This window comes from Antrihabitans auranticaus, assembly GCF_016481275.1.
Classification (GTDB): Bacteria; Actinomycetota; Actinomycetes; order Mycobacteriales; family Mycobacteriaceae; genus Antrihabitans.
The window spans coordinates 814,089-837,482 of record NZ_JAEMNW010000001.1 but is presented as its reverse complement, the minus strand read 5'-3'; the positions used below and the strand labels follow the sequence as shown (position 1 = coordinate 837,482).

Here is a 23,394-nt window from a genome sequence, read left to right as displayed (position 1 = left end):
CCAGAATGAATCGGCTCGGCAGTGCTACCAGTCCCTACCTGCGGCAGCATGCCGACAATCCGGTGCATTGGCAGGAGTGGAACGCCGAGTCGCTCGCCTGGGCGGTCGAACGCGACGTTCCGATTCTGCTGTCGATCGGCTATGCGGCCTGCCATTGGTGCCATGTCATGGCGCACGAGTCGTTCGAGGATCGTGCGACGGCGAACCTGATGAACGAGAATTTCGTGTGCATCAAGGTCGACCGCGAAGAACGCCCGGACATCGACGCCGTCTACATGAACGCGACTGTCGCCATGACCGGTCAGGGCGGCTGGCCGATGACCTGCTTCCTCACGCCGGAGGCCGAACCCTTCTATTGCGGCACGTATTTCCCGAAGTCGCGACACGGCGGCATGCCGTCGTTCACCGAACTTCTCGAAGCGATCGACGAAACCTGGCGCAACCGTCGCGACGACGTCCAGAAGGCGTCAGCAGAGATCGTTGCGCAACTGCGGCAATCCTCGACGTTGCCCGATGCGAACATAGACGTCATTCCCGAGTTGCTCGATCATGCGGTCAGCGCGGTGCTGCGCGACGAAGACCGACAGCGGGGCGGATTCGGCAGGGCACCCAAGTTTCCGCCGTCGGCGCTGCTCGAAGGCTTGCTCCGCAGCTACGAGCGCACCAAGGACACGAAGGCTCTCGACGCCGTCGACCGAACGGCGCAGGCGATGGCCCGCGGTGGCATCTACGACCAGGTCGCCGGTGGATTCGCGCGCTACTCGGTGGACGCCGACTGGGTGATTCCGCATTTCGAGAAGATGCTCTACGACAACGCGTTGCTCCTGCGCTCGTATGCTCACCTGGCCCGACGAACCGGGTCCGATCTCGCGCGCCGAGTTGCGGACGAGACTGTGGAGTTTCTACTCGCCGACCTCGCCGTGACAGGTGGATTCGCTTCTGCGCTCGACGCCGATACCGAGGGTGTCGAGGGCTCGACCTACGTGTGGACGCCCGCGCAGCTCGTCGAGGTTCTCGGACCCGACGACGGCGCCTGGGCTGCTCAGCTGTTCAACGTCACGACCACGGGCACGTTCGAGCACGGCACATCGGTCCTGCAGCTTCTCGCCGACACCGGCGACGTCGAGCGCCTACGCAACGTCCGAACGGTTCTCGCAGCAGCGCGTGCGACTCGCCCGCAGCCTGGGCGCGACGACAAAGTCGTTACCGCCTGGAACGGAATGGCGATCACCGCGCTTGCGGAAGCCGGTGCAGGACTCGGCGAACCGGGTTGGATCGATGCTGCCGCGGAGTGCGCGCGGAAGCTGCTCGACCTGCATGTCGTCGATGGGCGGTTGCGGCGCGCTTCGCTCGGTGGAGTCGTCGGGTCGGCGGCAGCTGTCCTCGAAGACCACGCCTGGCTCGCGACCGGACTCCTCGCACTTCATCAGGCCACCGGTGAACTCGATTGGCTGACGCGCGCGCAAGAAATCCTCGATGTCGCGATTGCGCATTTCACTGTGCCGGACGAGTCCGGGAGCTGGTTCGATACCGCCGACGACGCGGAAACTCTCGTTGCCCGCCCGCGCGACCCGATCGACGGAGCAACGCCGTCCGGAGCGTCGAGCATGGCGGAGGCGCTGCTGACAGCTGCCGCGTTGAGCGATCCGGAACGGTCTGCGCGGTACGGGGAAATCGCGGCATCGACACTGCGCCGCGCGACGGTAATCCTTGCGCGCGCACCGAGATCGGCGGGGCAGTGGCTCGCAGTCGCCGAGGCGTCGCTGCGCGGGCCGATGCAGATCGCGGTCGCGCAGGAAACAGCTTCGGATCTGGTGACCTATGCACGGGCGCATGCGCCCGGCGGCGCCGTCGTACTGGGTGGAGCGCCTGAATCTGTCCCGCTGCTCGCGGACCGGCCGCTGTCTCAGGGGAGGTCGGTGGCGTACGTCTGCCGCGGATTCGTCTGTGATACACCGGTTTCCACCGTCGACGAGCTGGCCGGTCTGCTTGCCCGGTGAGGTCGGCCGCGGTTGTCGGTCCAGCTCTTCGTTTCATCTTCGCGGCCGCGGAGTTTGAGCACACCGTGCGAGGTCCACAGGTCCCGCTCGTGTGACGTCGACGCCTCGACCACCTGCTGGCTCACGAGAATGCGTTGCGGAACGTTCTTAGCCGCTTCGGTGAGCCGCGCCGCCTCGTTGACGGCGTCGCCGATGACGGTGTACTCGAGCCGAGTTGCCGAACCGACATCGCCGGCGAAGACGAGGCCGCGGGCGACCCCGACACCGATGTCGAGCTCGCCCGTAGCGGCGACTTCGTCGCGGATTCGGCGCGCCGCACGCAATGCAGCACTGGCGTCGTCGTCCAATTCGATCGGTGCGCCGAAGATGCACAGCGCGGCGTCGCCCTCGAACTTGTTGACCAGTCCGCCGTTCGCCGTCGTCGCATCGACGACACTGCTGAGCAGGCGGTTCAGCTTGTCGACGAACTCACGCGGTTCGAGTTGGTGGGCAAGCGCTGTCGACCCGACGACGTCGACGAACAGGGCGGACACTTCGCGCATATCGCCGGTCAGGTCGACACCGGCTTCGAGCGCGCGGTCCGCGACATTGGCGCCGACGTGGCGGCCGAACACCTCGCGCAGTCGGTTCCGTTCGCGCAGGCTGTGGACCATGTCGTTGACCGATGTCTCGAGCAGGCCGATCTCGGAGGTCGTGCGAACCGGAACGTAGACGTCCAGTTCGCCGCGCTCGATCGCCTGCAACGCGTCACGCAGCTTCCCCATCGGAAGGGCGACGCTGCGCGCGAGAAATGCGGTCGCGACGTAGCCGCTGGCGATGCCGAACATCGCGATCCAGAGGGCGGTTCGAATGCGTTCGTTTGCCGCGGAGGAGGTGTCGCAGAGGACGAGAGCAACACTCGCAAGTGGCAATCCGCTCGCCAACGCCCACGTGATCAGCACCCGGACGAGAACGGTCGAGCTCGGGTGGCTGACCGGCCGGATGACTCGGGAGACAAAGGGAATCGCGGGCCGCAGAATCCGGTCCACGACCAGATAGGTGAAGCCTGCGGCCGACAAGCCACCGAGGGTGACCAGGGCCGCGCCGATGGCGAGATCGCGACCGGGCAGGAAGATCGAGAACAGCGCGGCCTCGAGCACGATGCCGGGGATCCACAGCGCACCGTCGACATACGTCACGTCGAGTGGCAGCCGAATGACCGCGCGGCCCTCTTGCTCGGTCGGCGCGCGTTGCTCCCAGAACCAGCTCAGCGTGCGGCGTTGCATCGCCCGGGCCGCGACCGACCCGATTGCGGTTGCGAAGACTGCATACGCGCCCGTGATGAGAACGATCTTGAGAGTCGCGTCGCCCAACCGTGTGAAGATACCGGTCAGCCACAATTCGACGAGGACGACGGTAAGCCCGGCGATGCCGCTCAGTGCGGTGACCGAAGCCAAGCCGTACCGCGATCCAAGGACCCACTCACGGCAGCGATCGAACGTCGACTCGAAGAGATCGTCCATCGCATGCTCCCGGCGGAAAGTGGTGCTGGCTGTCACTCTACGGACCCGAACCGCTACCTGCAAGTGACTTTCAGGTTGTCGCATTCCGGCGTATCGTCGAAGGGGTGTCGGATGTCGAAAACGCCCGTCAGGTGGGCTTGTGGGAGCAGCGCAAGCTGCAGGCCATGCGGCACATTCAAAACGTCGCGCTGGAGCTGTTCGATGAGTATGGCTACCGCGCCGTCACTGTGGAGCGAGTTGCGGCGAAAGCGGGCGTTTCGCCCAGTTCGATCTATCGATACTTCGGTACGAAGGAAATGCTCGTCCTCTACGACGACCTCAATCCGCAGATGATCGACCTCATTCGGGACGTCGGCGGCGGAGCGGTCACGTCGCCGGTCGCACTTGCCAGGATGGCTCGCCTTGCGATCCCCGTCATGCTGGACACGCTGCTGACCGCGGGCGACGAGAACGTCATCAAGCAGCGCATGAAATACGTTGCGACCGAACCCGACGTGAAGGCCGGAATGACTCGGCAGACCGAAGAGATGGAGGTGGCGATCCGGTCCGTGATCGCTGGTCGCACGAACCGCGACGTCAACGATCTCGTTCTTCGGATCGTGTCGGCCTCGGCGTCGTGGGGCTTTCACTCCGCCATCGAGCACTGGGCCCGCGCCGATTTCGACGTGCCGCTGCGAGCGGTGCTGGAGCGTGCGATCGACCTGATCGTCCTGGGGATCGAGGCGCAGTTCGGTGCGCTGGAAGAGCCGGAAGATCAGCCGAATACGACGAGCCACACCGCGATGTAGTGGCAGATCGCGGCGATCACAGTCGCCGCGTGGAAGAACTCATGGTGTCCGAACGTGGTCGGCCACGGGTTCGGCCACTTCGTTGCGTAGAGGATCGCACCTGCGCTGTAGAGCAGTCCGCCGATCAGAAGCAAGATCATCGGCGCTACGCCGACATGATGCGTCAATTGCCCCACGACCGGCACGATCGCCCAGCCGAGCAGCAGATACAGCGGGACACCGACCCACTTCGGCGCGGTGGGCCACAGCATCTTCAGGGCGACGCCTGCGATTGCGCCGGTCCAGACGACGATCAGGATCGTGCGGCCCGACGACGGCGGTAGGCCCAGCAGGGCGAATGGCGTGTAGCTGCCGGCGATGAAGATGAAGATCATCGAATGGTCGGCGCGCTTCATCCAGATTCGGCCTGCGACTGTCTTCCAGTGAATGCGATGGTAGGTCGCGCTGACGCCGAAGATTCCGCATACCGTCACGCTGTAGAGCGCGGTAGCGAATCCTGCTTTGGCGCCCTCCAGGGTCGCGGCCAGCGTGACGAGCGCGGCGCCCGACACGATCGACACGAAGAACGCGTACAGGTGGATCCAACCGCGCATCCGGGGTTTGACCGGAAGTTCGTCGAGTCCGAAAGCGGTCATGATCCCTCGCTACTGGTCGGTAACCTACGGTTCCGTAAGTTACGTCTACTCTACCGGTCCGGCAGTCGTTGCCGCGACATCGAGCGCGTCCGTGGCCCTCGAATTGTGCACGCGTACCCTGTCTCTTTGTGAGCATCTCCGGTCGCGTGGCTTTCGCCACATGCATTCGATGTTCCCCACGCGCGGCTGAAGCGACCGTTCTGTGAAGCCTCGGGGACTCATTTATAGGCTGTACGAAGATCGACTTCTGCGGCAGCTCGCGGGCAAACAGCACCCCCGGCACGTGGCAGTGCTCTGCGACGGGAACCGGCGCTGGGCGCGAGAAAACGGTTTCGCCGACGTCAGCCACGGCTATCGGGTCGGGGCCCTGCGCATCGCAGAGTTGGTCAGTTGGTGTGACGCCGCAGGCATCGAAATGGCGACGATCTACCTGCTCTCGACGGAGAACCTGCAACGCGATCCAGACGAGTTGCAGTCGCTGATCGAGATCATCACCGATGTGGTGGAAGAGATTTCGGGTCCGGACCGGAACGCGAGTGTTCGCATCGTCGGTTCCCTCGACCTGCTGCCGGAGGATTCGTCGCGACGTCTTCGCGAAGCCGCGGCGCGCACGAAGGGGCGCGTCGGGCCGCACGTCAACGTCGCGGTCGGCTACGGCGGTCGGCAGGAGATCGCGGACGCGGTCAAGTCTCTCGTCAGTGAGCGACAGAAAGACGGGCTCGACGGTGCGGGGCTCATCGACTCCATCACCGTCGAGGGCATCGGCGAGCACTTATACACGTCCGGCCAGCCTGACCCCGATCTCGTCATCCGAACTTCGGGCGAGCAACGCCTTTCGGGATTTCTACTGTGGCAAAGCGCATACTCCGAGATTTGGTTCACAGAGGCGTACTGGCCCGAATTTCGCCGGGTGGACTTCCTCCGCGCGCTGCGTGATTACGCGGCGCGGCACCGTCGCTACGGGACCTAGAGTTTCCGTAGCCGAAGTCGCTTGATCGAGTGGTCGGCGTCCTTGCGTAGGACGAGAGTCGCCCGTGGGCGGGTCGGCAGGATGTTCTCCACGAGGTTCGGGCGGTTGATCGAGTTCCAGATCTCCATGGCCGCTGCCGTGGCGTCTTTGTCGTTGAGTCCCGAGTAATGGTGGAAATGCGACTCCGGCTCAGCGAATTTCGTCCGTAGCGCGAGAAACCTTCGGACATACCAGGTTTCGATGTCTTCGATCCGCGCGTCGACGTAGATCGAGAAGTCGAAGAGGTCCGAGACCATCAGTCGCGGACCGGTCTGCAGGACGTTCAAACCCTCGATGATCAGGATGTCGGGCTGGTGAACCAGGTGATACTGCCCGCGCACGATGTCGTACGACGTGTGCGAATAGACGGGTGCGGCGACTTCGGGTGAACCCGACTTCACCTCGGTGACGAAGCGCAACAGCTTGCGCCGGTCGTAGCTTTCGGGAAAACCCTTGCGGTGCATAATCCCTCGGCGCGTGAGCTCGGCCGTCGGGTAGAGAAATCCGTCCGTGGTGACCAGATCGACGCGAGGGTGGTGCTCCCAGCGCGCCAGAAGTGCCTGCAGCACACGAGCTGTCGTCGATTTGCCGACCGCTACGCTGCCGGCCACTCCGATCACGAACGGAACCTGCTGGTCCGGGTGCTTCTCGCCGAGGAACGTTGCGGTCGCGGCGAACAAGCGCTGGCGCGCGGCGACCTGCAGGTGGATCAAGCGCGCGAGCGGCAGGTAGACCTCCGCCACTTCTTCCATGTCGATCTGCTCGCCGAGGCCACGCAGCCCGATCAGCTCTTCTTCGGTCAGGACCAAGGGCGTCGACCTGCGAAGAGTGCGCCATTGGATACGGTCGAATTCGACGTACGGGCTGGGTTCGCTCAGCCGTGCCATCCGCGCACCTCCTGCTCCATAGTCGAATTGTGCTAGTGGCCAACCGGCATCGGCTCGGCGGGTCCCGTTCGGGCTAGAGTCGGCAGCTATGAGCGTGGGGGCGTGGGGGCGGACTGCGCGCGTTCTGGCGGCGCTCGTCGTCCTGGGCGTCGGCCCGACCGGCTGCGCGCGTCATATCGACGGAGATCCGGGCGCAGCGCAGACTTTCGATCCGTGCGGGGTCCTCGACCTGCAGGCTCTCGTCGCCGACGGCACTGTTCCGGCACAGTTCGCCTACCTCACGCGCAGCCTCGACGTGACGACGGGCAGGCTCGACACCTGCGCGGTCGGCGGCCAGCTCGGCGTGCTGCGAATCGCGGTCGTCGTCGGCGAGCAGTATCCCGAAGTCGCACAGGTGGTTCCCTCGTTTGCGCGCGACAACGGTGCGCACACCGAGGTCGACGGTCGTGCCGCCTACGCCTCGGAAACGAATTTCGGGCGCTACCTCGCCATCGACTCGGGCCCCATTCAGCTCCTGCTCGAATCGAATTCGCTGGGCGGAACGCTGGGCAAGGACCTCGACGCACGCGCGATGGTCGACCTCGCCGCTGCGGTCCTCCCGCGGCTACCGGTGTCGATCGAACCGGCACCGGTGGACCTGCCCGCGGAATGCGCGGGCTTGCGCGGCATCGAGGCCGTCGTCGGATCTGTCGAGCGAGCACGGGGCGCTCGTACTGAACGAGCCACGACCTGCGCTTACGCGGGTGGGCATGGTGTGCTGGAGATCCTGATCACGCCGACCGACGCGCGATCCGTCGTCGGTGCCGACATCCGGAACAACACCGATTCGGGGCCGAAGTTTCCGGTCGTCGCGCCACCGATCGCGCCGGAAACGGTGACCTACAGTTACGACGACTACAACGGGCTGACCACGCGGACCTACGTCGACGAGCGCTACTACCTGTCGACGCGGTTCATCGCGGCCGACGAGGCACCGCTGCGGTCGATCGACATCGACGACGACGAGCGCGCGCTGATCGAGTCGGCCGTCGCGGTCGCGCGCAGCCTCGACTGAAGAGCTGCAACCGCGCTCTCCTAGACTGTTTTGCGTGACTGAGACTGCTGCGTCGGTAAATACTGCTTCCCTCGGTGAACTGGATCCCGAGGTCGCCGCCGCTATGGCAGGTGAGCTTGCCCGCGAACGCGACACCCTCGAGATGATTGCCTCCGAGAACTTCGTGCCGCGCGCGGTGCTGCAGGCGCAGGGCAGCGTTCTCACCAACAAGTACGCCGAGGGCTACCCCGGCCGCCGCTACTACGGCGGTTGCGAGCACGTCGACGTCGTCGAAACTCTGGCACGTGATCGCGCTAAAGCGCTCTTCGGAGCCGATTTCGCCAACGTTCAGCCGCACTCGGGTGCCCAGGCCAACGCGGCCGTGCTGATGGCATTGATGAACCCGGGGGAGAAGCTCCTCGGTCTCGACCTCGCACACGGCGGCCACCTGACGCACGGCATGCGCCTGAACTTCTCCGGCAAGCTGTACGAGGTCGAGTCGTACGGGGTCAGCAAGGAAGACCACCGCGTCGACATGGACGAGGTCCGCAAGATCGCCGTCGCGGGCAAGCCGAAGGTCATCGTGGCCGGCTGGTCCGCGTACCCGCGTCACCAGGATTTCGAGGCGTTCAGATCGATCGCCGACGAGGTCGGCGCCTACCTCTGGGTCGACATGGCGCACTTCGCGGGTCTCGTCGCGGCCGGTCTGCATCCGTCCCCTGTGCCTTACGCGGACGTCGTATCGACGACCGTCCACAAGACGCTCGGCGGTCCACGTTCGGGTCTGATCCTCGCCAAGCAGGAGTGGGCCAAGAAACTGAACTCCGCGGTCTTCCCGGGCCAGCAGGGTGGACCCCTCATGCACGCGATCGCAGCCAAGGCCGTCTCGCTGAAGATCGCAGGCACCGCGGAGTTCAAGGACCGGCAGGAGCGCACGCTGTCCGGTGCGAAGTTTCTGGCCGAGCGCCTCACCGGCGCCGATGTCGCAGGTAAGGGCGTCAGCGTTCTGACCGGCGGCACCGACGTGCATCTGGTTCTGGTGGACCTGCGAAACTCCGCTCTCGACGGTCAGCAGGGCGAGGACCTGCTCCATGAGGTCGGCATTACAGTCAACCGGAACGCCATTCCGTTCGACCCGCGACCGCCCATGGTCACGTCGGGTCTGCGCATCGGAACGGCAGCGCTCGCGACCCGCGGCTTCGGCGACTCCGAGTTCACCGAGGTTGCCGACATCATCGCCACGACGCTCGCCGGCGGTGACGTCGAAGCCCAGCGTGCGCGCGTGACCGCGCTCGCGCATGCGCGTCCGCTCTACGAGGGTCTCGAGGACTGGCGCCTGCTCGGCTGATGCCCGCAGCTACACGTGATGCGGCCGTGACTTGCGTTAATAAGTTGTTCACCGACACGCCCGCCTGCCCCCCGACCGGATTACACGAATGGCAGTAGCGTCGGCAGTACGGGCAGCGGGGAAGCGGCCCGTGCGGGAGGTTCTGATCGTGACTGAGATATTCAGCTCGAGGGGACCGGCACCCGGTCCTCGTGTCAACTGACACACAGGATCGCTCCGGTCCAGCGAGTGTGAGTTCGAGTGGGGGTGCCCCGCTCGAGCCGAGGAGCCTCACGTGACTGCACCACGCGCCGTTTCCGCCACTGGGCCTACCAAGAAGAACGGTGACCGTACAGCCGTCGGCATTCGCACCTACGTGCTCGATACGTCGGTTCTGCTGTCGGATCCCTGGGCGGTTACTCGCTTTGCCGAGCACGACGTCATCCTTCCGCTCGTCGTGATCAGCGAACTGGAAGGTAAGCGGCATCACCACGAACTCGGCTGGTTCGCGCGGGAATCGTTACGGATGCTCGATGACCTGCGGCTTCAGTACGGAAGGCTCGACCGCCCGGTCCCGATCGGGACCAACGGCGGCCACCTGCAGGTGGAGCTGAACCACACCGATCCCGCCGTCCTGCCAGTCGGATTCCGAACAGACACGAACGACGCCCGCATCCTTGCCTGCGCGCTGAACCTCGCGGCAGAGGGCCGGGACGTGACGCTCGTCAGCAAGGACATCCCATTGCGCGTCAAGGCGGGCGCGGTCGGTCTTCCTGCCGACGAGTACCACGCACATGACGTCGTGCCGTCGGGCTGGACGGGAATGACCGAGTTGGACGTCGCGTCGACGACGATCGACCAGCTCTTCTCGGAGGGCTCGATCGAACTCGACGAGGCCCGTGAGCTGCCCTGCCACACGGGGATCAGGCTCCTCGGCGGCAGTTCGAGCGCACTGGGCCGGGTCACCGCAGACAAGCGTGTGCAACTGGTTCGCGGCGAACGCGAGGCCTTCGGTTTGCACGGCCGTTCGGCCGAACAGCGCATCGCGCTGGAACTGCTGCTCGACGAGACGATCGGGATCGTCTCGCTCGGCGGCAAGGCCGGCACCGGTAAATCTGCCCTGGCGCTGACGGCGGGTCTCGAGGCCGTGCTCGAACGCCGGACGCAGCGCAAGGTGGTCGTGTTCCGGCCGCTGTATGCGGTCGGCGGACAGGAACTGGGCTACTTGCCGGGCAGTGAGGCCGACAAGATGGGGCCATGGGCGCAGGCGGTGTTCGACACGCTCGACGGTCTCGCCAGTCCTGAGGTGATGGAGGAGGTCATCAGTCGCGGCATGCTCGAGGTGCTACCGCTGACCCACATCCGCGGTCGGTCGTTGCACGATTCTTTCGTCATCGTCGACGAGGCGCAGTCGCTCGAACGCAACGTCCTGCTCACGGTGCTCAGTCGCCTCGGTAGCGGATCACGGGTCGTGCTGACGCACGATGTCGCCCAGCGTGACAATCTGCGGGTCGGCCGCCACGATGGCGTCGCCGCTGTGGTCGAGAAGCTGAAGGGTCATCCGCTGTTCGCGCATATCACCCTGACGCGCAGTGAGCGCTCGCCGATTGCTGCTCTCGTCACCGAGATGCTGGAGGAGTTCGGGCCGAATTCCTGAATGATCGGAAAAGTTTGATGTTTGGCTGCGGGCGGCCATGGGTATCGAAAGATACGACCCATGGCCGCCCGTCGGTCGTGTGTCGTCATGTCGGCGTAACGATCGTTAGTTGTTGTTACGCAGAATGATTCGGTGCCGGCCTTGCTGGTGGTAGCGAGTCGATCGGCCGCTCTGTTCGATTTGCCGCGTAATAGCGGTACGGCAATGCGAGAGGATCTGAGATGGGAAAGATTCGTCGGGGAACCGCAGGATTCGTAGTTGCAATAGCCGCCGTCACTCTGGTCGGGGCCGGGTGTAGTGACGATGACAAGGACAAGGCCAAGGACGCGGTCGGTGCCGCAACGTCCCAGATGGGGAATGCCACCGATGCCATGAAGTCGTCGATCGCTTCGGCGACTGCCTCCGCAGGTGCGGAGGAGTCCGGCGCGGAAGGTTCGGGTGCGCCGAGTGCGGGCGCCGGTTCGAGCACCGCGGTCGCAGGCGCGGACGGTACGGAATACACGATCGAGGGCGAGCTCTTCGCGAAGTACGAGGCAGTGGGTGGTGCCTCCAGCCCGCTCGGCAAGCCGCAGGGCAATACGGAATCGGCGCCGGGTGGCGGCAAGTATCAGGAGTTCGACGGCGGCATCATTTACTTCAACGAGGCGACGGGCGCCAACGTCGTCTGGGGCGATATCCGTGTGGCCTGGGAAGGCGCGGGCGGCCCCGAAGGTTCGCTCGGCTACCCGACCAGTGACGAGAAGGACATCCCCGGGGGCAAGCAGAGCGACTTCCAGAACGGGTACATCACCTGGCTCGATGGACAGACCGAGATTCACAACAACTGAGCGGGAGTCAACGCAGGGTGGCCGGGCGATCAGTGTCCGGCCGCACTGCGTTTGCAGGAGTTGACTCACGGCACCGCAGGCCACCCGTTAGGGTTGGGTGGTGCCAGAAGAGATGAACGACGGTGCGCTGCTCAGTGCGCTCGCTCCCGTAGTAGACGACAACCTCCGCCGCCACGTCGCCGAATCAGTGGTGTGGGAACCCCATGACTTCGTGCCGTTCGACGAAGGCCGCAACTACGCGTTCATGGGTGGCGACGACTGGTCGCCGGAACAGTCGACACTGAGCGACGTCGGCAAGCTCGCACTGAGCGTGAGCTTGCTCGCTGCCGACAACATGCCGTCCTTTCACCGGGAGCTCGCCTACCAGCTGCGGACCGGTCCGTGGTGGCGCTGGGTCGGCCGCTGGACCGCCGAGGAGAACCGGCACGCGATCGTGTTGCGCAACTACCTGGTCGTGACGCGCGCGGTCGATCCCGTCGAGCTCGAGCGGGTCCGCATGGCACATATGACAGCGAACTTCCGCTATCCCTCGATGGGCTTGCTTCAGGTCCTCGCGAACGCGGCTTTCGACGAGACGGCGTCGAGCATCCGGCACCGCAACTCCGCCGGCGTTGTCGGCGAGCCGTTGGCAGCGAGCATCTGCAACCGCATCGCGCTCGATGACGAGTTGCAGCGCACGTTCTACGCCAACATCCTGACCGCCGCGCTCGAAGTTGTGCCGGATCAGGTCGTCCGCGCAGTTGCAGATGCAGTGAAGGGTTTCCGCATCCCGCTCATCCCGCTGCCGAACAACCGCGACAGCACGGCCGAACTTGCCGCAGCCGGGATCTACGACCCGACTCGAGAGGCGGAGCTCGTTTTTGCTCCGCTCCTCGAGCACTGGAACATCTTCGATCGCACGGACCTCGGCGAGCAGGGCCAGCAGGCGCAACAGGAGTTGACGGCGCTGCGCGTCAGCTGACCGCGGGCACCGTCACGCGTCCGGCGAACCGAGCATCCGACTCGGCAGAACAGCCTGCACCACGCCGACAACCGTGCCGCGAAGGATGTCGAGGTAGCTGAAGTAATCGCGCCAGACTGCGATTTTGCCGTCGCGCAGTTCGAAAGTGCCGCACACCCAGAACGCCACCCGCACGCGGCCGAAGCGCAGAACATCTGTGCGCTCGGTCAGCACTGTCTCGCCTTCGCCGGCGATGTGGTGAATGTGGGCGGCGAATCCGACGTGGTATTTCGGGCCCATTTCGAGCGCGGCGCGGAATCTCTTCTTGCCGCGGACTGCCGGGAGCGAAACGTTGATCCACTCGATGTCGTCGGTCACGAGATCGACCACTTCGTCGACGGCGTCGATTTCGAGCGCCGCAAAGAACTCGCGCACGGTGGTGATCGCGTCCTGGTGGAGGTCGCTGAGTTCGGTCATGGTGCCGACCGTAGTCGGTGCGTCGAGCGGCTGCTACGTCAACCCGTCGGCAATCGCCTTGCCTATCCAGGTCGCGTACCGATCCAGCGCCCAGCCGCGACCGAGAACCAGCAATTCGTACAGCTCGACCGCTATGTAGGTCCAGAGGACGTCGCTTACCTCGTCTAGTTCGATGCCTGCGCGGAGTTGTCCGGTTTCGAGGAGATGTCGGCCGAGCATCGTCATTCCCGTGAGCCGTTCGGTGAGCATTCGATCCCAGAGTTCGGCAAGGGTTGCGTCGCTGGCGCCACCGTCGCGAATGAGGATCTGCACCTTCGCCGACCGTTGCTGGCGCACCGACATCCCCGCGGCGTACATCATGAGCTTCCGGCGGACGTCCGGCTCGGCTTGGATGGCCTGCGCTTCTGTGCGCGCCGCCACCGGGACCGGCTCGTCGTCGCCGGCGATGACGAAGTCGAACACTGCTTTCACGAGTGCGGCCTTGGTTCCGAAACCCTTGTAGATCGATTCGGGGGAGACACCCGCGTGCTTCGCGACCGCGGTGATCGTCGTCGATTGAAAGCCTTTCTCCTCGAAGAGATCTCGTGCGGCAACCACGACAGATCGGCGTAGCGCCCTGGCCTGCTCCTGGCGCCCGCTGCTGTCGTACCGCCGCGATCCCTTGACTTCGTTCAATGCTGGTCTCACAATCTTATTTAAATACAGTCGTACTGTATCGAAAAACCTGGAGGGTGAAATGACCATCTCTGTGGCTGATGTGAAGTCGCTGGCAGTGCGCTGCATCGAGATGATGGGCGCAGGCACGCGCGCCGAGTTCGAAGCGGTCGTGCACCCGGACGCAGTCAACCGGGAAGGCAAAGTCGAACCTCCCGCTGCGCGGGGCACCGGTCCGGACGCGTACTACGCAACGGCGCTGTGGCTGCGCACGGCATACGCCGACCTGCACCATGAAATTCACGACGTCGCAGCAGACGGCGATCTTGTCGCGATCCACGCGACGATGAGCGGTCGGCACGTCGGCCCGTTCGTCGTCTACACCGAGGAAGGTGCCGTCGAACGAGCATTCGCGCCGACGGGCAAAACCTTCGCGGTCACGCAGACCCATTGGCTGCGGGTGAAAGACGGTCAGGTCATCGAGCATTGGGCCAATCGCGACGACATGGGCATGGCCATGCAACTCGGCTGGGTGCCCCCGACGCCCCTGTACCTGCTGCGCTGCGCTGCCGCAGCGCGCAAGGCACGCAAGGCCGGCTAGTCCTTCACCTTCGCCATCGCGAGGACGTCGAGGCGCTTGTCGAGCTCTTCTTCCGACAGTTTGTCGCCGATCAGACCGCGATCGATGACGGTCTGGCGGATCGTCTTCTTCTCCTTCAGCGCCTGCTTGGCGACGGCCGCGGCCTCTTCGTAGCCGATCGCGGAGTTCAGTGGGGTCACGATCGATGGTGACGACTCGGCGAGTTCCTTCAAGCGGTCGGCGTTGGCGACGAGGCCGGTGATGCAGCGGTCGGCGAAGAGCCGGGACACGTTTGCCAGCAGCTTGAACGACTCCAAGAGGTTGCGCGCCATCATCGGGATGTACACATTCAGCTCGAAAGCGCCCGCGGCTCCACCCCATGCAACTGCGGCGTCGTTGCCGACGACCTGTGCGGCAACCTGCGTAACTGCCTCGGGCAGAACGGGATTCACCTTGCCGGGCATGATCGAGCTGCCCGGCTGCAGGTCGGGCAGCCGGAGCTCCCCGAGACCGGTCAGCGGGCCCGAGCCCATCCAGCGAATATCGTTCGCAATCTTGGTCAGCGACACCGCAATTGTCCGCAGCGCACCCGACGCCTCGACGAGACCGTCGCGGGCAGCCTGCGCTTCGAAGCTGTTCTTCGCCGGCGTGAGAGCATCGATGCCTGTCGAGACAACCAGCTCCGCAACGACTTTGGCGCCGAACCCGTCCGGAGCGTTCAGTCCGGTACCGACCGCTGTGCCGCCGATCGGCAGTTCACCGAGCCGGGGGAGAGTGGCCTGCACGCGCTCGATCCCTGCCTCGATCTGCCGTGCGTAACCGCCGAATTCCTGCCCGAGAGTGACCGGAACAGCGTCCATGAGGTGCGTACGTCCGGACTTCACGACCGTCCTCCACTCGGCGGACTTCGTCGCGAGCGCGTCGTGCAAATGCTGCAGCGCGGGAATCAAGTCCGTGACGGCGGCTTCGGTCGCGGCGAGGTGCGTCGCGGTCGGAAAGGTGTCGTTCGACGATTGCGACATGTTGACGTCGTCGTTGGGATGAACATCGACACCGTTCGCCTTCGCGATCGAGGCAATGACCTCGTTGGTGTTCATGTTCGAACTCGTACCGGAGCCGGTCTGGAACACATCGATAGGGAACTGGTCGTCGTGTTTGCCGTCGGCAATCTCGGTCGCCGCAGCGACGATTGCATCGGCCTTCTGCGGGTCGAGTAGGCCCAGATCCCTGTTGACCTTGGCACACGCGGCTTTCAACAGGCCCATCGCGCGAATCTGTGTGCGCTCGAGCGGCCGGAAGCTGATCGGGAAATTCTCTACGGCTCTTTGTGTTTGCGCCCGCCAGAGCGCGTCGATGGGCACGCGGACCTCGCCCATGGTGTCATGTTCGATGCGGTACTGCTGGTCATCGGTCATACAAGAAATGTAGTGAACCGGCGGCCGGAATTGGGGGTTACCCGCCTGACCGAACCGGGATCCCGCGGAATACGACCGACTCTTCCTTCGGGTTCGCGAAGAAATCGTTGCCCTTGTCGTCCACGACGATGAATGCCGGGAAGTCCTCTACCTCGATGCGCCACACGGCTTCCATACCCAGTTCGGGGTATTCGAGAACCTCGACCTTCCGGATGCAGTCCAGCGCCAAGCGCGCCGCGGGACCGCCGATCGAGCCGAGGTAGAAGCCGCCGTACTTCGCGCACGCGTCGGTGACCTGCTGCGATCGGTTTCCCTTCGCCAGCATGATCAACGAGCCACCGGCCTCCTGGAACTGGTCGACATAGGAATCCATGCGGCCCGCAGTCGTCGGTCCGAAGGAACCGGATGCGTAACCCTCGGGCGTCTTCGCCGGACCTGCGTAGTAGACGGGGTGATTGCGCAGGTACTCGGGCATCGCCTGCCCGGAATCGAGCAGGTCCTTGATCTTCGCGTGTGCGATGTCGCGCGCGACGACGAGCGTGCCTGTCAGCGAAAGTCGCGTCTTGACGGGATATTTGGTCAGCTCGCCGCGGATCTCGGCCATCGGGCGGTTGAGGTCGATCCGCACGACATTGTCGTCGAGGTGCTCGTCGGTCGTCTCGGGCAGGAACCGCGCGGGATCCTTCTCGAGTTGCTCGAGGAAGACACCCTCGGCGGTGATCTTCGCGCGCGCCTGCCGATCCGCAGAACACGACACCGCAATCGCCACCGGGCAGGATGCGCCGTGGCGGGGCAGCCGGATGACGCGGACGTCGTGGCAGAAGTACTTTCCGCCGAACTGTGCGCCGATGCCGATCTTCTGCGTCAACTCGAAGACTTTCGTCTCCAACTCGAGGTCGCGGAACCCGTGCCCGGTCGGCGAACCTTCGGTCGGCATCTCGTCGAGGTAGTGCGCCGATGCGTACTTGGCCGTCTTCAGAGCGAACTCGGCGCTGGTGCCGCCGACGACGATCGCGAGGTGATACGGCGGGCAGGCCGACGTACCGAGTCCACGGATCTCCGTCTCGAGGAAGCGCAGCATCGCTTTCTCGTTGAGGACCGCTTTCGTCTTCTGGAAGAGGAACGACTTGTTCGCCGAGCCGCCGCCCTTCGCCATGAAGAGAAACTTGTAGGCGTCGCCGTCCGTCGCGTACAGCTCGATCTGCGCCGGCAGGTTCGAGCCGGTGTTCTTCTCTTCCCACATCGTGATCGGGGCAAGCTGCGAATAGCGCAGGTTCAGCTTGGTGTAAGCGTCGAAGACGCCCTGCGACAGCGCCTCGTCGTCTCCGCCTTCGGTGAGGACGTTCTGCCCGCGCTTGCCCATCACGATCGCGGTGCCGGTGTCCTGGCACATCGGCAGCACGCCCGCGGCTGCGATGTTCGCGTTCTTCAGGAGGTCCAACGCGACGAACTTGTCGTTCGCCGACGCCTCCGGGTCGTCCAGGATCCGCTTCAACTGCTCCAGGTGCGCCGGGCGCAAATAGTGCGAGATGTCGTGGATCGCCTCGGCCGCCAGAGTGCGCAGAGCCTCCGGTTCGACCTTCAGGAAGGTCCGGCCTGCGGCCTCGACGGTGCTGACACCCTCCGCGGTCACCAATCGGTACGGAGTTTCGTCCGGACCGGTGGGCAGGAGGTCGGTGAAGGCGAATTCGGGCATCGTGCGTCCTAAAGGTGGGAAAGAAGGTTGATTCAGGGCTGGTGAATCAACTTCGAATCAGGGCATCGGCGGGAAGGAATCGTCGTCGCCATGGAAATCCACGGCCGAATATTCGCGCAGCTTGGTGAGGCGGTGGTAGGCGTCGATCATCCGGACCGTCCCCGACTTCGACCGCATCACGATCGACTGGGTCGTCGCGCCGCCGCCGCTGTAGCGGACACCGCGCAGCAGATCGCCGTCCGTGACACCGGTGGCGCAGAAGAAGACGTTCTCGCCGGAGACGAGGTCTTCGGTGGTGAGGATGCGGTCCAGATCGTGGCCGGCGTCGATCGCCTTCTGGCGCTCCTCGTCGTCCTTGGGTGCGAGCTTGCCCTGCAGCACACCGCCCATACAGCGCATCGCCGCCGCGGCGATGATGCCCTCGGGCGTGCCGCCGATGCCGACGAGGATGTCGGTGCCGGACTCCGGACGGGCTGCCGCGATCGCACCTGCGACGTCGCCGTCGGAGATCAACCGAATCCGTGCTCCGGTGTCGCGGACGTCCTGGATGAGCTGCGAGTGGCGGGGGCGATCGAGGATGCACACCGTGATGTCGGAGACCGTCGACTTCTTCGCCTTGGCGACCCGGCGGATGTTCTCCGCGACGGGTGCGGAGATGTCGATCGCATCCGCGGCATCGGGCCCGACGGCGATCTTCTCCATGTAGAACACCGCGGACGGGTCGAACATCGAGCCGCGCTCGGACACGGCGAGAACCGAGATCGCGTTCGGCATGCCCTTCGACATCAGGGTGGTGCCATCGACGGGGTCGACGGCGAAGTCGCAGTCTGGACCATCGCCGTTGCCGACGAGCTCGCCGTTGTAGAGCATCGGCGCTTCGTCCTTTTCGCCTTCGCCGATCACGACGACGCCCCGCATCGACACGGTGCTGACGAGCTGGCGCATCGCGTCGACAGCTGCGCCGTCGCCGCCTTCTTTGTCGCCGCGCCCGACCCAGCGTCCTGCCGCCATCGCGCCGGCCTCGGTCACTCGCACCAATTCGAGGGCGAGGTTGCGGTCCGGCTTCTCGCGTCGACTGGTTGCACTACCTGGCGTCATTTGCGATGCCTCCTGGGTTCCTGTCGTCGCGTTGGCGCGAGCTCGTTTTCTCCGGCAATTCTCTCAGAGTCGGTTCGGTCGTCGGCGTCTGGCCTGGTGCACGCCGCCGGTTCGGGGTGCCGACCGCGGCACTGGGATACTTGACGTGTGTCTGACAAACCCCGGATCCTGCAGAACTCCCGCGACATGCTGTGGTCGCTGATTCCACTCGTGGTGTTGTGTCTGCTGATCGCTGGTATCGCGGGCCAGTGCAGCTTCAGTCCCGGTGCGCCGAAACCGGGCAATCCGCCGGCCTTCGATCCGTCGAAGGAATTGCCGCGCGACGCAAAACGGCTCGGCTTTCCGATCCGGCTTCCGCAGCTGCCCGAGGACTGGCGGCCGAACTCGGGCATCGTCGAGGCTGTGCCCGGCGCCGGCTCTGCGATGGTGAACAAAGTCGGGTACGTCACGCCGTCCGCACGGTTCATCGAGCTCGCACAGTCGGACGCGACCGAGGAGCAACTCGTCTCCGTCAAGCCCGGTGACGACGTCGAGCTGACCGACGAACAAGTCGACGGGCGAACGTGGGTCGTCTACGCCCGCGAAGAGGGCGAGACCGTGTGGGTGACAGATCTCGGCAAGGTGCGGATCATGATCACCGGCAAGGGACCGCAGGATGAGTTCGCGGACCTCGCGCACGCCGTACTGGTCGCGCAACCGTTGCCGACGACGTGAACCGGGCGCACCCGCACTCAGCGGGTGTGCGCCTCGGCAGCCGCGAGCGCGGCTTCGATTCGGCTGCGAGCGCCGGCGAGGTGCTCTTCGCAGCGGTTCGCGAGAGCTTCGCCACGCTCCCACAACGCCAGGGAGGCGTCGAGGTCGAGGCCGCCCTGTTCCAGGATCCTGACAACGTCGACCAGCTCTTCGCGAGCAGCCTCGTACCCCAACTCCGAAACATCGGTCATGGTGTCGTCATTCTCGGGCAATGTACAAACCGCTTTCGTGAACTATCGCGAGGCGGGCAGGGCCGCGCCGAGGGAGGCTGCGCTGACCGCTCCGTCAGCGACTCGAATTCGAAGCTGCGCACCTGGCGGAGCATCGGCAACAGAACGTAGCACGTGGTTGTCGCTGCCCGCGGAAACGCGCTGGACGACGGCATATCCTCGGGCGAGTGTCGCGGCCGGGCCGAGTGCGGTGAGTCGTTCGCGAAGATGCTGACTCTTTGTGGACTCTGCGCTGACCGTCTGATCGATCGCGCGATTGGTGGTTTTGCGCAGTCGCTCGACATCGACGTGGCGCTCCTCGACGGCCCGAAGGGGGTCCGCGAGAACAGGGCGGCTGCGGATCTGTTCGAGTGCGCGCGTCTCCCGCTGGACCCAGCCGCGCAGCGCCGCTGCCGATCGTTCGCGAAGCTCGGAGACGAGATTTCCTTCCGCGACGGCATCGGGGACCACGCGCTTGGCCGCATCGGTCGGCGTCGCGGCGCGGAGGTCGGCAACATGGTCGCAGAGCGGGCTGTCCGGTTCGTGCCCGATCGCGCTGACGATCGGAGTGGTCGCTTTGACGATCGCCCGGCACAGTGTCTCGTCCGAGAAGGGGAGTAGATCTTCGACGCTGCCGCCGCCGCGGGCCAGGATGATCACGTCGATGTGGGGATCGGAGTCGAGGTCAGCGATCGCCGACAGCAGCTGCGGAACCGCGGTCGGTCCTTGCACCGCCACGTTGCGGACCTCGAACTGCACTGCGGGCCAACGGCTTTGCGAAACCGAGAGAACGTCACGCTCGGCAGCGCTAGCACGCCCCGTGACGAGCCCGATTGTCTTGGGCAGAAAGGGAATCGGTCGCTTCAGGCGCGGATCGAACAGGCCCTCGGCGGCGAGCAGAGCACGCAGGCGCTCGATGCGGGCCAGCAGCTCGCCGATCCCGACCGCGCGAATCTCGGTGACTCGCAACGAGATTGTGCCGCGACCGGCGAAGAAGGTGAGCTTGCCGAAGACGATGACTCGGCTACCTTCGGTGAGCGCTACCGGCGCGGCGTGCAGCACGTCAGGTGAACACGTCACCGACAGCGACATGTCGGCCGCCGGATCGCGCAGCACGAGGAATGCGGTACGCGTCCCGGGTCGCATGTTGATCTGGGTGATCTGCCCCTCGACCCAAATGCTGCCGAGCCGGTCGATCCAGCCCGCGACCTTCGTCGCAACGGATCGGACCGGCCACGGATGTTCCGCGGAATTCGATGACCGCGGTTTGACGCCTTCCAGCTTGCCTTCGGCTGCTCCGGTCACTTTGCCTTCGCGGAAGCAATCCGATTGGCGAGCATTGTCTGGAAGGGAGCTCGCGACAGCGTCTTCTCCTCGTACTCGAGCAGCGTCGACAACTCCTCGACCGACAACGAACGCAGCCGTGCACGCAGCTGAGCCAGTGTCAGCGATCCGTAGTCGAGGTATGCCGCAATTTCGGGCTCGGCGACCTTCTTGGGGGCACCGTTGCGCCGCGGCTTCGCCGGGGTGGCGGCCACAGCCGGCTTGATCGGCGCCGTCTCGGCCTGCGGCATCGAGTACAGCGCGAAGCGACCGGCGGAGGTCGGGCGGTCGGTTGTATCGAGGGCGGCGGTCTCGAGCGAGTCCTCGTCGAACGTTGCCCACTCCGGCTGCTCCTCGACGTCGCCGTAGAGCGATCCGAGAACTCGGTCGCCCTTGATGGCAAGACTGGTCAGGAACTGCTGGAAATGCATCGCGTTCTGAAGCATCTGACTGAAGGCCGTCATGGGCAGCGTGACTGCGGTCGACGGGAGTTTTCGAGTTTCCTCGAGGACGTAGACCGCGGCCCCGACGGCAACGCGGGCCAGGTAAGGAGGACGAATCATACGCATAGCGTGCCTGACGAGTCGATAATCCGGTAGTTGGGGGGCGTGATACCTGTCGCGGGAACGGTCCGGGCGCGTGCTGCCCGTATCCTTGAAGCCATGTCTTCCGGTGTACCACTCAATCTCGGGATAACGCGATCGCCTGCTGGCGGTGCCAGTGGCAAGCGGGTTCTCCTCGCTGAGCCACGTGGTTACTGCGCAGGCGTCGACCGTGCTGTCGAGACGGTCGAGAAAGCCCTCGAAAAGCACGGCGCACCTGTCTACGTGCGCAAAGAGATCGTGCACAACGTGCATGTGGTGGAGACCCTCAAGGAACGCGGCGCGGTTTTTGTCAACGAGACCGACGAGGTGCCGGCCGGCGCGCTGCTCGTCTTCTCCGCGCACGGTGTCTCGCCGGCGGTCCATGCCTCCGCCGCCGAACGCGAATTGCGCACCATCGACGCGACCTGCCCACTGGTGACGAAAGTGCACCAGGAAGCCAAGCGGTTCGCTCGCGACGACTACGACATCCTGCTGATCGGTCACGAAGGCCACGAAGAGGTCGAGGGAACGGCCGGCGAAGCACCCGATCATGTCCAGCTTGTCGACGGTCCGGACGCTGTGGACACGGTGACGGTCCGTGATCAGTCGAAGGTGATCTGGCTGTCGCAGACGACGCTGAGCGTCGACGAGACGATGGAGACCGTGAAGCGGCTGCGCGAGAAGTTTCCGACGCTGCAGGACCCGCCCAGCGACGACATTTGCTACGCGACACAGAACCGCCAGGTCGCGGTCAAGGCGATGGCTCCCGAATGCGATCTGGTGATCGTGGTCGGCTCGAAGAACTCGTCCAACTCGGTTCGCCTCGTCGAGGTCGCCCTCGGTGCCGGCGCCAGAGCGTCGTACCTGGTCGACTATGCCCGTGAAGTGCAGCCCGAGTGGCTCGAGGGCGTGGAGACCGTGGGCCTCACATCCGGCGCCTCGGTGCCCGAGGTGCTGGTCAGGGGTGTAATCGAGCTACTCGCCGAACACGGTTTCGGTGACGTGCAACCGGTTACCACCGCGAACGAGACCCTCGTGTTCTCGCTACCACGCGAATTGCGCGCGAAGCGCTAGCGCTCGTCGCGGGTCCGGTACCGAACCTGCGGTATCGGCTGGGACGGCAGGTCCGATCGGTATCGACGCTCGGAAGCGACGCGACGGGTGCTCGGTGTCGGCGTGTACTCGTCGTCGACGGTGTACGGCGGAATCAGCCGTGACGACGGCGTCCCGTTGGTGCGCGGTGTGCGACTCCTGGACGAGCGCGGCATGCCGGTCGGGGGAAGCGTGGTCGGCGGAATGTCGCGCGGCGGCATGTCGCGGCGGGGTACGTCGCGACTCGGCATGTCACGACGGGGTACGTCGCGACTCGGCATATCACGACGGGGAATATCTCGACTCGGAATATCTCGACGGGGCATGTCGCGACCGGGCATATCGCGGACGCGGCGCTGTGTGCCTGTATCGGAACTGGATTCGCCGTGACGTGAGCGCCTGGCCGTCGGGGTGCGCTGTGCCTGGGTGCGCGGCTTGGCCGTGCGGCTGCGGGCACGGGGAGCTCTCGGCGCGTGGCGGGTTTGGTGGGCCAGATACACCCGGACCATTCCGATCAGGAGAACCAGCACCGCGGTGGTTGCCATCAACGGGAACCGGTCGACGAGTGGCAACGCGGCATTCAGGACGATGTCCTTGAGCGTCGTACCACCGTCCTTCAACGAGTAGTACGCAGCGGGCACGGCGATGAACAGGATCAGCGGGGGCTGTACAACTGCCGTGAAGAGGCCTTTGTGGCGAACGAAGACCACAGCTGCGAGACAGCTGAGCAGGTAGAACGCCGAAAACGCGCGAGTCAGTTCGTCGCCACGTGCCGAGTCGATCAGGAAACCGAGGAACGTTCCGCCCACTCCGATCAAAACGGCCGCCGCGGCGGACACGCCGGGGACCGTCGGGATCGCCGATCGCAGTGCAAGGGGCACAGAGGATCGAGCGCGTGGAGTAGCAGG

Annotated in this window: 23 protein-coding genes; 11 read left to right on the top strand and 12 right to left on the bottom strand. The window is 65.0% G+C overall.

Annotated features, from left to right (window positions below; translation table 11 throughout):
* The first annotated feature begins 5 nt into the window (after window positions 1-5).
* The gene (locus JGU72_RS03705) at window positions 6-2,000 is read left to right on the top strand and encodes a thioredoxin domain-containing protein (protein ID WP_199682364.1); all 1,995 of its coding nucleotides are present in this window, start codon (window positions 6-8) and stop codon (window positions 1,998-2,000) included.
* Here JGU72_RS03705 and JGU72_RS03700 read toward each other — a convergent pair.
* Complete coding sequence (locus JGU72_RS03700; RefSeq protein WP_199682363.1) at window positions 1,907-3,502, bottom strand: adenylate/guanylate cyclase domain-containing protein; 1,596 nt, start codon at window positions 3,500-3,502, stop codon at window positions 1,907-1,909. The genes JGU72_RS03705 and JGU72_RS03700 overlap by 94 nt on opposite strands.
* Window positions 3,503-3,606: 104 nt before the next feature.
* Between JGU72_RS03700 and JGU72_RS03695 the strand changes: the two genes are divergently transcribed.
* Window positions 3,607-4,290 carry a TetR/AcrR family transcriptional regulator gene (locus JGU72_RS03695; protein ID WP_199682362.1) on the top strand — a complete coding sequence of 228 codons (684 nt, stop codon included), beginning with the start codon at window positions 3,607-3,609 and terminating at the stop codon, window positions 4,288-4,290.
* Here JGU72_RS03695 and trhA read toward each other — a convergent pair.
* Window positions 4,257-4,925: a PAQR family membrane homeostasis protein TrhA gene (gene trhA / locus JGU72_RS03690; protein ID WP_199682361.1), complete on the bottom strand. Its 669-nt coding sequence runs from the start codon at window positions 4,923-4,925 to the stop codon at window positions 4,257-4,259. The genes JGU72_RS03695 and trhA overlap by 34 nt on opposite strands.
* A 202-nt stretch (window positions 4,926-5,127) precedes the next feature.
* On the opposite strand from trhA, the gene JGU72_RS03685 reads away from it, so the two are divergent.
* Complete coding sequence (locus tag JGU72_RS03685; RefSeq protein WP_199682360.1) at window positions 5,128-5,895, top strand: isoprenyl transferase; 768 nt, start codon at window positions 5,128-5,130, stop codon at window positions 5,893-5,895.
* Here JGU72_RS03685 and coaA read toward each other — a convergent pair.
* Window positions 5,892-6,821 carry a type I pantothenate kinase gene (coaA, locus tag JGU72_RS03680; RefSeq protein WP_199682359.1) on the bottom strand — a complete coding sequence of 310 codons (930 nt, stop codon included), beginning with the start codon at window positions 6,819-6,821 and terminating at the stop codon, window positions 5,892-5,894. The two genes, JGU72_RS03685 and coaA, sit on opposite strands and share 4 nt — an antisense overlap.
* Window positions 6,822-6,909: 88 nt before the next feature.
* Between coaA and JGU72_RS03675 the strand changes: the two genes are divergently transcribed.
* From JGU72_RS03675 to JGU72_RS03655, 5 genes are all read left to right on the top strand, one after another.
* Window positions 6,910-7,875, top strand: coding sequence for a hypothetical protein (locus JGU72_RS03675; protein ID WP_199682358.1), 966 nt, complete (start codon window positions 6,910-6,912; stop codon window positions 7,873-7,875).
* A gap of 34 nt (window positions 7,876-7,909) precedes the next feature.
* A complete protein-coding gene (gene glyA, locus JGU72_RS03670; protein WP_199682357.1) occupies window positions 7,910-9,202 on the top strand; it encodes a serine hydroxymethyltransferase in 1,293 nt (430 codons plus the stop codon).
* A 274-nt stretch (window positions 9,203-9,476) separates the two neighbouring features.
* Window positions 9,477-10,838 (top strand): PhoH family protein, encoded by a 1,362-nt coding sequence (locus tag JGU72_RS03665; protein WP_374101075.1) that lies wholly within the window; start codon window positions 9,477-9,479, stop codon window positions 10,836-10,838.
* A 221-nt stretch (window positions 10,839-11,059) separates the two neighbouring features.
* Entirely contained in the window at window positions 11,060-11,665 is a 606-nt protein-coding gene (locus JGU72_RS03660; RefSeq protein ID WP_199682356.1) for an LGFP repeat-containing protein, read from the top strand.
* A 100-nt stretch (window positions 11,666-11,765) separates the two neighbouring features.
* Complete coding sequence (locus JGU72_RS03655; RefSeq protein ID WP_374101074.1) at window positions 11,766-12,626, top strand: acyl-ACP desaturase; 861 nt, start codon at window positions 11,766-11,768, stop codon at window positions 12,624-12,626.
* A 12-nt stretch (window positions 12,627-12,638) separates the two neighbouring features.
* Here the strand turns inward: JGU72_RS03655 and JGU72_RS03650 are convergent, their stop codons facing one another.
* Entirely contained in the window at window positions 12,639-13,082 is a 444-nt protein-coding gene (locus tag JGU72_RS03650) for a limonene-1,2-epoxide hydrolase family protein (protein WP_199682355.1), read from the bottom strand.
* Window positions 13,083-13,115: 33 nt separating this feature from the next.
* On the bottom strand, window positions 13,116-13,769 hold the full coding sequence (locus tag JGU72_RS03645) for a TetR/AcrR family transcriptional regulator (protein WP_307828283.1): 654 nt from the start codon (window positions 13,767-13,769) through the stop codon (window positions 13,116-13,118).
* A 49-nt stretch (window positions 13,770-13,818) separates the two neighbouring features.
* Between JGU72_RS03645 and JGU72_RS03640 the strand changes: the two genes are divergently transcribed.
* Complete coding sequence (locus JGU72_RS03640; protein ID WP_199682354.1) at window positions 13,819-14,337, top strand: ester cyclase; 519 nt, start codon at window positions 13,819-13,821, stop codon at window positions 14,335-14,337.
* On the opposite strand, the gene JGU72_RS03635 is transcribed toward JGU72_RS03640, so the two are convergent.
* The 3 genes from JGU72_RS03635 to glpX are packed head-to-tail and all read right to left on the bottom strand — an operon-like array spanning window position 14,334 to window position 18,525.
* Window positions 14,334-15,731, bottom strand: coding sequence for a class II fumarate hydratase (locus JGU72_RS03635; protein WP_199682353.1), 1,398 nt, complete (start codon window positions 15,729-15,731; stop codon window positions 14,334-14,336). The two genes, JGU72_RS03640 and JGU72_RS03635, sit on opposite strands and share 4 nt — an antisense overlap.
* 37 nt (window positions 15,732-15,768) lie before the next feature.
* Window positions 15,769-17,427: a fumarate hydratase gene (locus JGU72_RS03630; protein ID WP_199682352.1), complete on the bottom strand. Its 1,659-nt coding sequence runs from the start codon at window positions 17,425-17,427 to the stop codon at window positions 15,769-15,771.
* A 57-nt stretch (window positions 17,428-17,484) separates the two neighbouring features.
* On the bottom strand, window positions 17,485-18,525 hold the full coding sequence (gene glpX / locus JGU72_RS03625; protein WP_199682351.1) for a class II fructose-bisphosphatase: 1,041 nt from the start codon (window positions 18,523-18,525) through the stop codon (window positions 17,485-17,487).
* 147 nt (window positions 18,526-18,672) lie between these two features.
* Here glpX and JGU72_RS03620 point away from each other — a divergent pair, with 147 nt between their 5' ends.
* Entirely contained in the window at window positions 18,673-19,239 is a 567-nt protein-coding gene (locus JGU72_RS03620; RefSeq protein ID WP_307828282.1) for a DUF4245 domain-containing protein, read from the top strand.
* A gap of 17 nt (window positions 19,240-19,256) precedes the next feature.
* On the opposite strand, the gene JGU72_RS03615 is transcribed toward JGU72_RS03620, so the two are convergent.
* The 3 genes from JGU72_RS03615 to JGU72_RS03605 are packed head-to-tail and all read right to left on the bottom strand — an operon-like array spanning window position 19,257 to window position 21,373.
* Window positions 19,257-19,469 carry an exodeoxyribonuclease VII small subunit gene (locus JGU72_RS03615; protein ID WP_199682350.1) on the bottom strand — a complete coding sequence of 71 codons (213 nt, stop codon included), beginning with the start codon at window positions 19,467-19,469 and terminating at the stop codon, window positions 19,257-19,259.
* Window positions 19,470-19,511: 42 nt separating this feature from the next.
* Window positions 19,512-20,792 (bottom strand): exodeoxyribonuclease VII large subunit, encoded by a 1,281-nt coding sequence (gene xseA, locus JGU72_RS03610; RefSeq protein ID WP_374101073.1) that lies wholly within the window; start codon window positions 20,790-20,792, stop codon window positions 19,512-19,514.
* Complete coding sequence (locus tag JGU72_RS03605) at window positions 20,789-21,373, bottom strand: lipid droplet-associated protein (protein WP_199682349.1); 585 nt, start codon at window positions 21,371-21,373, stop codon at window positions 20,789-20,791. The genes xseA and JGU72_RS03605 overlap by 4 nt, the downstream gene beginning before the upstream one ends.
* A 99-nt stretch (window positions 21,374-21,472) precedes the next feature.
* Between JGU72_RS03605 and JGU72_RS03600 the strand changes: the two genes are divergently transcribed.
* Window positions 21,473-22,468, top strand: coding sequence for a 4-hydroxy-3-methylbut-2-enyl diphosphate reductase (locus JGU72_RS03600; protein ID WP_199682348.1), 996 nt, complete (start codon window positions 21,473-21,475; stop codon window positions 22,466-22,468).
* Here JGU72_RS03600 and JGU72_RS03595 read toward each other — a convergent pair.
* On the bottom strand, window positions 22,465-23,325 hold the full coding sequence (locus JGU72_RS03595; protein WP_199682347.1) for a DUF6542 domain-containing protein: 861 nt from the start codon (window positions 23,323-23,325) through the stop codon (window positions 22,465-22,467). The genes JGU72_RS03600 and JGU72_RS03595 overlap by 4 nt on opposite strands.
* Window positions 23,326-23,394: the final 69 nt, after the last annotated feature.

What these genes read in the sequence shown, in the direction of transcription:
- JGU72_RS03705 (WP_199682364.1), top strand. Translation starts at nt 6, where the DNA reads ATGAATCGGCTCGGCAGTGCTACCAGTCCCTACCTGCGGCAGCATGCC.
- JGU72_RS03700 (WP_199682363.1), bottom strand. Translation starts at nt 3,502, where the DNA reads ATGGACGATCTCTTCGAGTCGACGTTCGATCGCTGCCGTGAGTGGGTC.
- trhA (WP_199682361.1), bottom strand. Translation starts at nt 4,925, where the DNA reads ATGACCGCTTTCGGACTCGACGAACTTCCGGTCAAACCCCGGATGCGC.
- coaA (WP_199682359.1), bottom strand. Translation starts at nt 6,821, where the DNA reads ATGGCACGGCTGAGCGAACCCAGCCCGTACGTCGAATTCGACCGTATC.
- JGU72_RS03675 (WP_199682358.1), top strand. Translation starts at nt 6,910, where the DNA reads ATGAGCGTGGGGGCGTGGGGGCGGACTGCGCGCGTTCTGGCGGCGCTC.
- JGU72_RS03660 (WP_199682356.1), top strand. Translation starts at nt 11,060, where the DNA reads ATGGGAAAGATTCGTCGGGGAACCGCAGGATTCGTAGTTGCAATAGCC.
- JGU72_RS03650 (WP_199682355.1), bottom strand. Translation starts at nt 13,082, where the DNA reads ATGACCGAACTCAGCGACCTCCACCAGGACGCGATCACCACCGTGCGC.
- JGU72_RS03640 (WP_199682354.1), top strand. Translation starts at nt 13,819, where the DNA reads ATGACCATCTCTGTGGCTGATGTGAAGTCGCTGGCAGTGCGCTGCATC.
- JGU72_RS03635 (WP_199682353.1), bottom strand. Translation starts at nt 15,731, where the DNA reads ATGACCGATGACCAGCAGTACCGCATCGAACATGACACCATGGGCGAG.
- JGU72_RS03630 (WP_199682352.1), bottom strand. Translation starts at nt 17,427, where the DNA reads ATGCCCGAATTCGCCTTCACCGACCTCCTGCCCACCGGTCCGGACGAA.
- glpX (WP_199682351.1), bottom strand. Translation starts at nt 18,525, where the DNA reads ATGACGCCAGGTAGTGCAACCAGTCGACGCGAGAAGCCGGACCGCAAC.
- JGU72_RS03615 (WP_199682350.1), bottom strand. Translation starts at nt 19,469, where the DNA reads ATGACCGATGTTTCGGAGTTGGGGTACGAGGCTGCTCGCGAAGAGCTG.
- JGU72_RS03605 (WP_199682349.1), bottom strand. Translation starts at nt 21,373, where the DNA reads ATGATTCGTCCTCCTTACCTGGCCCGCGTTGCCGTCGGGGCCGCGGTC.
- JGU72_RS03600 (WP_199682348.1), top strand. Translation starts at nt 21,473, where the DNA reads ATGTCTTCCGGTGTACCACTCAATCTCGGGATAACGCGATCGCCTGCT.